Here is a 7,847-nt window from a genome sequence, read left to right as displayed (position 1 = left end):
GCCTACTCCCCCGGGAGTAGGCGCGCCCACCGCCGCCCGCCGCACGGCGTCCCGGGCACCTCGCCGGAAGGGCTCAGCCGAGGCCGCCGGCGGCATCGGCCTCGTCGGCCGGGATCGGCACCGCCGTCCCGCTGACCCGGATGCGGTTGTCCTCCCGGTCGATCCGGACCCGCAGAACGCCGGGGCGGCCGAGGTCGTCGCCCTGGTACAGGGTCAGCTCGCCCTCCTTCAGGCCCTCGATCTCACGGAGGTAGGCGCCGAACGCGGCGGCCGCCGCGCCGGTGGCCGGGTCCTCGACGACCCCGCCGACCGGGAACGGGTCGCGGACGTGGAAGACGTCCGGCCCCGCCCGGTGCACGAGCTGCAGCGTGGTGAGGTCCAGCCCGGTCATGAAGCGGGCCAGCCGGTCGAAGTCGTAGGCGAGGTCCGCCAGGCGCTCGCGGGTCGCCGCGGCGAGGACGAGGTGACGGGCCCCGGCGAAGGCGATCCGGGGCGGCAGGCTCCCGTCGAGGTCCGCCCGGCTCCAGCCGAGGGCGGCGAGCGCCTCGTCGAGGTCGGCGTCGGAGACCGGCCCGACCGACGGTTCGACACTGGTCAGGGTCGCCACGAGGGTGCCGCCCGGGCCCTCGGCGACGTCGACCGGCACGGTGCCCGCCCGGGTCTCGAACCGCAGCCGGCCGGGGCCCGTCCGCTCGGCGAGCGCCACGGCCGCGGCGATCGTGGCGTGCCCGCAGAACGGCACCTCGGCGAGCGGGCTGAAGTACCGCGCACCGTAGCCCCGGTCGCCGAGCGCGGTCAGGAAGGCGGTCTCGGAGTAGCCCAGGTCGGCGGCGATCGCGAGCTGCTGGTCGTCCCCCAGGCCGGTCGCGTCGGGGACCACCCCGGCCGGGTTGCCGCCGGCGGGGTCGGCGGTGAAGGCGGCGTAGCGCAGGATCTCGGTGCCCGGGGGAATCGTCATGCCCGGCTGAACGTCCCGCGCCCACGGGGGATTCCCGGCCCGAGCAGCCCCGGCCCGACCTCCCGCACAGCGGTCCGGCGCGGGCGGCCGTAACACCGCAGGCCGGCCGGTCACCGATCCGAAACGTCCGTTCGCCGATCGGCCACTCGAACGAGATCCGCCTGCAAAACCTCTGTCATGACGGGTTGCCATCCTTGGGGACAGAGGAAATTCGCTGAAAGGAACTCAGAATGAGCGACTACTCCATGCTCGTGGCCGCCCTGGTGGAGCTCTCCGGCGAGCGTGACCGGGACCGCGGGACCGGCGCCCCGGCGCGGCTGCTCGGGCACGAGGCCGACCGGCTCGCCAGCCTCGCCCGCGGTGGTGAGCCGCCCGCCGATCGGCCGGCCCCGCTGCTGCGGCTGCTGCGCCGCCGCACCGCGGGCCGGCTGAGCTACTCCGTGTGAGACCGCCGCCGGCGCAGGCCGGACGGCCCGGTGCCCGGACATCCCGTCAGAAGGGGTGGACGGGCACCTGCGCGTGCGGCGGGCGCCGGGCGTCGACCTCGATCTCGATCTTCATCCGGGGGTCGGCGAGCCCGCAGACCATCATGGTGGCGGCCGGCCGGACGGCTCCGAAGCACTCCCGCAGCACCGGCCAGCACGGTTCGAAGTCCTCCCGGTCCGGGAGCAGGTACCGCACCCGGACGACGTCCGCGAAGGTGCAGCCCGCCGACGCCAGCGCGGCCCCGATGGTGCGCAGGCACTGCTCGGCCTGTTCGACCACGTCGTCGGAGATCCCCATGGTGGCGTAGTCGAAGCCGGTGGTGCCGGAGACGTGGACCCGGTCGCCGTCGACCACGGCTCGGGCGTAGCCGATCTGCTCCTCGAACACCGAGCCGCCGAGGATCGGCCACCGGGCGGGCCCGGCAGCCTCGCCCCCGCTGCCCGGCGCCGGAGCCGGTGCGGGAGCCGGAGCCGGGGCAGGAGCCGGAGCCAGAGCCGGTGCGGGAGCCGCTGTCGCTGCCCGGGTGGGGACGGTCGGGACCGCGATCGGGATCGGGAGTTCGCTCATGCCGCGACGGTAGGGAGCAGCCGGCTGATACGTCCAATACTCTGCGGCGACGGTACTGATATCCCTGGGGATATGGAACGCCCCGAGCTCGCTCTGCACCATCTGCACGCCTTCCTGGTCCTGGCCGAGGAACTGCACTTCGCGCACGCCGCCGAACGGCTCGGCATCGCCCAGCCTCCGCTGAGCCAGCAGATCCGCCGCCTGGAGCTCAAGGTCGGCCATCCGCTGTTCGTCCGCGGCCCGGGCCGGGTCGCGCTGACCGCGGCGGGGCGGGAGCTGCTGCCGGCGGCGCAGCGCGCACTCGCGGAGGTCGCCGACGGGTTGGCCGCGGCCCGCCGGGTCGGCGACGGACGGGCGGGCCGGTTGCGGGTGGGCTTCGCCGCCTCGCTCGCGCCGACCCTGTTGCCCGGGCTGCTGAGTGCCTTCCGGGCCGACCACCCCGGCGTCGAGCTGGACATCCGGGAGATGACCACGGCGCCCCAGGTCGCCGCACTCCAGGACCGGGCGATCGACGTCGGCCTGCTGCGCGAGCCGCCGGCCGAACCGGGCCTGGCGGTGGCGGAGCTCTTCGCGGAGCGGTTCGTCGCCGTGCTGCCCGCCGGCCACCCGCTCGCGGCGGGCCGCCGGGTGGCGGTCGCCGCGCTCGCGGACGAGCCGTTCGTCCTGCTGCCCCGGTCCTGCGGGCCGACCGTGCACGACCGGATCGTGGGCATCTGCCGGGACGCCGGGTTCGAACCGCGGGTGGTCCAGCGGGCCGTGGAGTGGCCGACCGTCAGCGCCCTCGTCGCGGCGGGGCTCGGCGTCTCGCTGGCGCCGGAGGGCGTACGCCGGATCCGGCTGCGCGGCGTGGTCCACCGCCGGATCACCCCGGACACGGCCCGCTCCACCGTCGCCGCAGCGTGGCGGGAGGGCAATCCCGACCCGCTGCTGCCGCGCTTCCTCGCCGCCGCCCGCACCGTCCGCCCGAGCAGCGAGCACGCGCGCTGAGCCGCCGCCAGGGGCCCTGCCCGGCCGCGCTGTCGGCACCCGGTGCGACGATCCCCGCACGGCGGCACAAGGAGATCACCACGGGCACGTGGGACATCGGTCCCTTCGAGAACGACACGGCCGCGGACTTCGCGCACACCCTGGACGAGGCGGCCCCGGACGAGCGGGAGGGCCTCGTCCGGAGCGCGCTCGCCCCCGCGGCGGCGGCCCGGGGCTGTCTCGACAGCCCGGAAGGGGCGGAGGCGGTGGCCGCGGCCGCTCTCGTCGCGGGGCAGTGCCCGGGCGGTGAGCCGGTCGCCGCCGTCCACGGCCCCGACGAGGCGCTGCCGGTCCTCGCCTCCGACCTCCGGCCCCTCGCGGTCGAAGCCCTCGACCGGGCGGCCGCGGCGGATTCGGAGCCTGCACAGCTCTGGGGCGAGACGGTCGACGGGCCGTGGCGCCAGGACATCAGCCGCCTCCGGGCAGTCCTCGCCCACCCCACGGCCCAGGGAGACCCCGGCCACTGACTTATCGTCAGAGATCCTCGGACAGTCCGTCCGCGTAGTGCCGGATCTCCAGGACGTTGCCGTCCGGGTCGGCGAAGTAGAAGGTGCGCGGTGCGATCCCGCGGGCGCCGAAGGAGTTCTCGCGGTACGGCGTGACGGGGTGGCCGCCCGCGGTGAGGCGGGCGTGCAGCGCCTCGAAGTCCTCGGCGCCGGTGGCCAGGCAGATGTGGTTGATGCGGTGGCCGGCGCTCCCGGCCGCGCCCGGGCCGGCGTCCAGCTGGGGGGCGACGGCGAGCGGGGTGAGGTCGAGGATCGTCCCCGCCGTGAGGCGGACGCTCACGAACGGCGCCAGCCCGTCCCGGTACTCGGCGAGCCGGACGGGCTCCAGCCCGAGGACGTCCCGGTAGAAGGCGGCGGAGCGGACCGGATCCGCCACCCACACCACTACGTGGTCGAGTTGGTACCGCACCGTCCGGTCTCCCTCCCCGGGGCTGCACCGACCCCTCTACGCTACCGGCGGCCGGTCCGCCGCCGCACGGGTTGCGGCACACGCCACGCGTCCCACGGGTCGCCCGGCACCCGATCGGCCCGCGCCCCCGGTCGGCCGCGGGCCCGCTGCGGGCGGGCGCCGGTGAGCGGCCCGCGGTGGGCCCCGGTCGACGGCGCGGTCAGGAGCGGCCGGCCAGGACCGCCTGTGGGTCGTGGAGGTAGGGCTCCCAGGCGAGTTCCGCGGCGCCCGCGAGCCCGGCGTGGTCGACCTGGGCCGGGACGATCGGCACCCGGCCGCTGCGGCCCCACAGGCAGCGGTCGGCGACCACTGCGGCGAGCCGCTCGGGGGCGGCCGCCAGCAGGTCCAGGTGCAGCCCGCTGAGCACGATCCGGTCCGGGTTGAGGATGTTGACCAGTCCGGCCAGGCCGAGTCCGAGGCGGTCGACGACGTGCTCGACCGCCGCCGCCGCGGCCGCGTCGCCGGCCGCCGAGCGGGCCAGCAGGCGGGCCTGGCCGAGCAGCGGGCCGGCCGGATCGGGGATCCGGTGCGCGGCCGTGAACAGGGCCTCCGGGTCGGTCTCGGCGTTCAGGCAGCCGCGGTTGCCGCACGCGCACGGACGGCCGAGCGGGTCGACCGTCAGGTGGCCGACCTCCAGGGCGAGGCCGGCGCTGCCGGTGTGCAGCCGGCCGTCGATGACCAGGGCGCCGCCGACGCCGCGGTGCCCGGAGGTCACCAGCAGCAGGTGGCGGGCGCCGCGGCCGGCGCCGTGCCGGTGCTCGGCGAGCGCGGCGAGGTTGGCGTCGTTGGCGACGGCACTGGGCAGCGGCGTCCTGGCGCGCGGGCCGAAGTCGGCGCGGCGCACCTCCTGGTCGAAGAGGTCGGCCACCGGCGTGCCGCTCGGCCAGGCGAAGTGCAGGGCGGCGAGCGCGGTGCCGTCCGGCTCGGTGACCGGATTGGGCAGGGCCAGCGCCACCCCGAGGCAGCGCCGGGCCGAGGCGCGGGCCAGGGCGGCGCCCGCCTCGGCGACGGCGCGCAGCATCCGGACCGGGTCGGTGCCGTCGGGCAGCGGGAGGTAGCGGGGCGTGTCGAGGCGGCCGCCGAGCCCGGACAGCGCCACGCTCAGCCCGTCGGCGTGGATCTGCGCGGCCACCACGACGGGACCGGCCGGGTCGATCGCCAGGCGGTGCGAGGGCCGGCCGCGGCCGCCGCCGGCCGGGCGGGAGTCGACGGTGATCAGGCCGAGCGCCTCGAGTTCGCCGGTGACGGCGCCCGCGGTGGCGCGGGTGACGTCGAGGGCCGTGGTGAGGGCCGACCGGGTGGGCGCCTGACCGGTGTGGATCAGCGCGAGGGCCGGTCCGAGCAGGGTGCGGCCGCGGTCCGGAGCGCTGCGGCGCGGTTCGGCCGCCGACCGGGCACCGGACGGGGGCTGCGCACTTGTGGGTGAGGTGGGCACTCCCCTATTCTGACTTTGTGCCGCTAGTAAACAAAACTGATGCCCGATCCTCCGCCGCCGACCGCACCACCGCCGACACGCCGCGCACCGCCGACAACGGCCTCGACAACGCCCTGGACAGCGGCTCCGCCGGCAGCCCCACGACCGACGCGGCCGGCCGCCCGGGCACGACACGCCCGGCCGGCGCCTGGTCCGCCGCCCGGATCGCGCTGACCGCCTTCTTCGCCGTCGACGGCTTCCTGTTCGCCGCCTGGGTCGTCCGGATCCCCGACATCCGCGCCCAGGTGCACGCCACGCACAGCGCCCTCGGCCTCGCCCTGCTCTGCATCTCGGCGGGCGCGGTCGCGACCATGGCACTGGTCGGACGGCTCTGCATCCGGTTCGGCAGCCGGCAGGTGTCGGTCGCCTCGGTGGCGCTGCTCAGCCTCGCGGTGCCGCTGCCCGCGCACACCCACTCGGTGGCCGCCCTCGGCGGCGTCCTGCTGCTCTTCGGCGCCGGCTACGGCGCGGCGAACGTCAGCATGAACAGCGCGGCCGTCGACCTGGTCGCCGAACTCCGGCGCCCGGTCATGCCGAGCTTCCACGCCGGCTACAGCCTGGGCGGACTGCTCGGCGCCGCCGTCGGCGGGCTGCTCGCGGGCACCCTCAGTGCCGCCTGGGCGCTGGCCCTCGGCGGCGCGCTCGGCCTGCTGGTGACGGCGCTGGCGGGCGCGGTCCTGCTCCGCGGCACCGCGCGGCCGGCTCCCGTCGCACCGGCCGCCGCACCGGCCGCCGCCGGCCCGAACCGGGCCGGCCGGCACGTCCGGCTGCTGGTCGTGCTGCTCGGCCTGACCGCGATGTGCACCGCGTACGGCGAGGGGGCCCTCGCCGACTGGGCGACCCTGCACCTCACCGACGACGTGCACGCGAGCGCCGGTCTGGCGGCAGCGGGCTACGCGGCCTTCGCCTTCGCGATGACCGCCGGCCGGGTCGGCGGCACCTGGCTGTCGATCCGGCTCGGCGCCACCCGGGTGATGCTCTTCGGCGGCGCGACCGCGGCTGCCGGAATGCTGATCGCCGCACTGGCCCCGACCGTGCCGGCCGTCCTCGGCGGCTTCGTCCTGGTCGGCCTGGGCCTGGCCAACGTCTTCCCGCTGGCGATCGGCCGCGCGGGCGCGGTCGGCGGCCCGCAGGGCGTCGCCACCGCCTCGGCACTCGGCTACGCGGGCATGCTGATCGGCCCGCCGGTGATCGGCTTCCTCGCCGACGCGGTGAGCCTGCCGGTCGCGCTCACCAGCGTCGCCGCGGCCGCCGCCCTGGCCGGACTGCTGGCCCTGGTGGTCGGCCGCCCCACCCGGACCTGACGGCAGCCCGTCCGGAGCCGACGGCCGCCCGCCCGAGGCCGAGGGCGGGCCCGCCGGGATCCGACGGCGACCGCTCGAAGCGGGGGACGGCCGGACCGGCCCCGCCGCCAGGGCATCATGGGTGACCGGCCCCGGGGGATCCCGGTGGCAGGGCCGGGCGACGGAGGAGTGGGCGCGGGTGCGGGTGCTGGTGACGGGGGCCTTCGGCTTCGTCGGCAGGGCGGTGGTCCGCCGACTGGCGGACGCGGGGCACGAGGTGTGGGCGCTGAGCAGCCGGGCGACCGGGGCGGCGGGGCTGCCGGCGGCCCGGGTGCTCCGCGCGGACGTGCGGGACGCCGCCGCGCTCGCCCCGGCCCTGCAGGGGGTGGCCGCCGTCTGCCACCTCGCCGCGCTGACCCGCGGGTACGAGTCCGCGGCCCGCCCCGACGACTACCGCAGCGTCAACCTCGGCGGTACGGCGGCCCTGCTGGCCGCCCTGCGGGCGCGCGGCGGCGACCGTCCGCAGGTGGTGTTCGGCTCCACCGCCGCGGTGTACGGGGCACCGGAGCACGGGCCGATCGACGAGCGGACCGAGCCGGCGCCCGGCAACCCGTACGGCGCCTCCAAGCTCGCCTCCGAGGAGGCCCTGCGGGAGGCGGCCGGGGCCGGCGAGATCTCCGCCGCGGTGCTGCGCTGCTTCAACGCGGTCGGCCGCGACGACACCGACGAGGCACGGATCGTCCCGCGGGCGCTGGCGGTCGCGGCCGGGCGCCACCCGTACCTGGAACTGAACGGGGACGGCTCGGTGGTGCGGGACTTCGTGCACGTGGACGACATCGCCGAGGCCTACCTGCGGGCGCTGGCCGCCGGGCCGGTGCTCGCTGGGCACGGCGGCTTCCGGGTCTGGAACGTCGGGGCGACGCCGGCGAGCATGCGGGAGGTGGTGGCGGCCGTGGAGCGGGTGACCCGCCCGGCGGTGCCCGTGGGGCCCCGGCCCGCCCCGGCCGCCCGCCCCCCGCCCGGCGGCCCGCGCCCGCGCGAACCCGGCCCCCGTCCACGGCACGGCGGCCCGGCCGGCCCCGATCAGCGCCCGGCGGCG

General features: G+C 77.4%; 9 protein-coding genes. 5 read left to right on the top strand and 4 right to left on the bottom strand.

Going from position 1 to position 7,847, the window contains the following annotated elements:
• Nucleotides 1-73 precede the first annotated feature (73 nt).
• Nucleotides 74-958 carry a PhzF family phenazine biosynthesis protein gene (locus ACFV0G_RS15675; protein ID WP_380546910.1) on the bottom strand — a complete coding sequence of 295 codons (885 nt, stop codon included), beginning with the start codon at nucleotides 956-958 and terminating at the stop codon, nucleotides 74-76.
• A 230-nt stretch (nucleotides 959-1,188) separates the two neighbouring features.
• Between ACFV0G_RS15675 and ACFV0G_RS15670 the strand changes: the two genes are divergently transcribed.
• Complete coding sequence (locus ACFV0G_RS15670) at nucleotides 1,189-1,404, top strand: hypothetical protein (RefSeq protein ID WP_380546908.1); 216 nt, start codon at nucleotides 1,189-1,191, stop codon at nucleotides 1,402-1,404.
• A 46-nt stretch (nucleotides 1,405-1,450) separates the two neighbouring features.
• Here ACFV0G_RS15670 and ACFV0G_RS15665 read toward each other — a convergent pair whose 3' ends face one another.
• Nucleotides 1,451-1,831, bottom strand: a complete 381-nt coding sequence (locus ACFV0G_RS15665; RefSeq protein WP_380546906.1) for a RidA family protein — start codon at nucleotides 1,829-1,831, stop codon at nucleotides 1,451-1,453.
• 252 nt (nucleotides 1,832-2,083) lie between these two features.
• Between ACFV0G_RS15665 and ACFV0G_RS15660 the strand changes: the two genes are divergently transcribed.
• Nucleotides 2,084-2,998: a LysR family transcriptional regulator gene (locus ACFV0G_RS15660; RefSeq protein ID WP_380546904.1), complete on the top strand. Its 915-nt coding sequence runs from the start codon at nucleotides 2,084-2,086 to the stop codon at nucleotides 2,996-2,998.
• The gene (locus tag ACFV0G_RS15655) at nucleotides 2,911-3,504 is read left to right on the top strand and encodes a DUF4259 domain-containing protein (protein ID WP_380546902.1); all 594 of its coding nucleotides are present in this window, start codon (nucleotides 2,911-2,913) and stop codon (nucleotides 3,502-3,504) included. Before ACFV0G_RS15660 ends, ACFV0G_RS15655 begins: the two co-directional genes overlap by 88 nt.
• A 7-nt stretch (nucleotides 3,505-3,511) precedes the next feature.
• Here the strand turns inward: ACFV0G_RS15655 and ACFV0G_RS15650 are convergent, their stop codons facing one another.
• The gene (locus ACFV0G_RS15650) at nucleotides 3,512-3,952 is read right to left on the bottom strand and encodes a VOC family protein (protein ID WP_380546900.1); all 441 of its coding nucleotides are present in this window, start codon (nucleotides 3,950-3,952) and stop codon (nucleotides 3,512-3,514) included.
• Nucleotides 3,953-4,151: 199 nt separating this feature from the next.
• Entirely contained in the window at nucleotides 4,152-5,336 is a 1,185-nt protein-coding gene (locus ACFV0G_RS15645) for an ROK family protein (RefSeq protein ID WP_380546914.1), read from the bottom strand.
• Between the two features lie 293 nt (nucleotides 5,337-5,629).
• Here ACFV0G_RS15645 and ACFV0G_RS15640 point away from each other — a divergent pair, with 293 nt between their 5' ends.
• Entirely contained in the window at nucleotides 5,630-6,769 is a 1,140-nt protein-coding gene (locus ACFV0G_RS15640; protein WP_380546912.1) for an MFS transporter, read from the top strand.
• A gap of 178 nt (nucleotides 6,770-6,947) precedes the next feature.
• A partial coding sequence (locus ACFV0G_RS15635) for an NAD-dependent epimerase/dehydratase family protein (RefSeq protein ID WP_380546898.1) occupies nucleotides 6,948-7,847 on the top strand: 900 nt, incomplete at its 3' end.

Source organism: Kitasatospora sp. NPDC059571, assembly GCF_042735675.1.
Lineage (GTDB): Bacteria > Actinomycetota > Actinomycetes > Streptomycetales > Streptomycetaceae > Kitasatospora.
Note: the sequence above shows the minus strand (reverse complement) of the source record. Positions and strands in the feature narration are given on the sequence as shown.

What these genes read in the sequence shown, in the direction of transcription:
- ACFV0G_RS15660 (WP_380546904.1), top strand. Translation starts at nt 2,084, where the DNA reads ATGGAACGCCCCGAGCTCGCTCTGCACCATCTGCACGCCTTCCTGGTC.
- ACFV0G_RS15670 (WP_380546908.1), top strand. Translation starts at nt 1,189, where the DNA reads ATGAGCGACTACTCCATGCTCGTGGCCGCCCTGGTGGAGCTCTCCGGC.
- ACFV0G_RS15675 (WP_380546910.1), bottom strand. Translation starts at nt 958, where the DNA reads ATGACGATTCCCCCGGGCACCGAGATCCTGCGCTACGCCGCCTTCACC.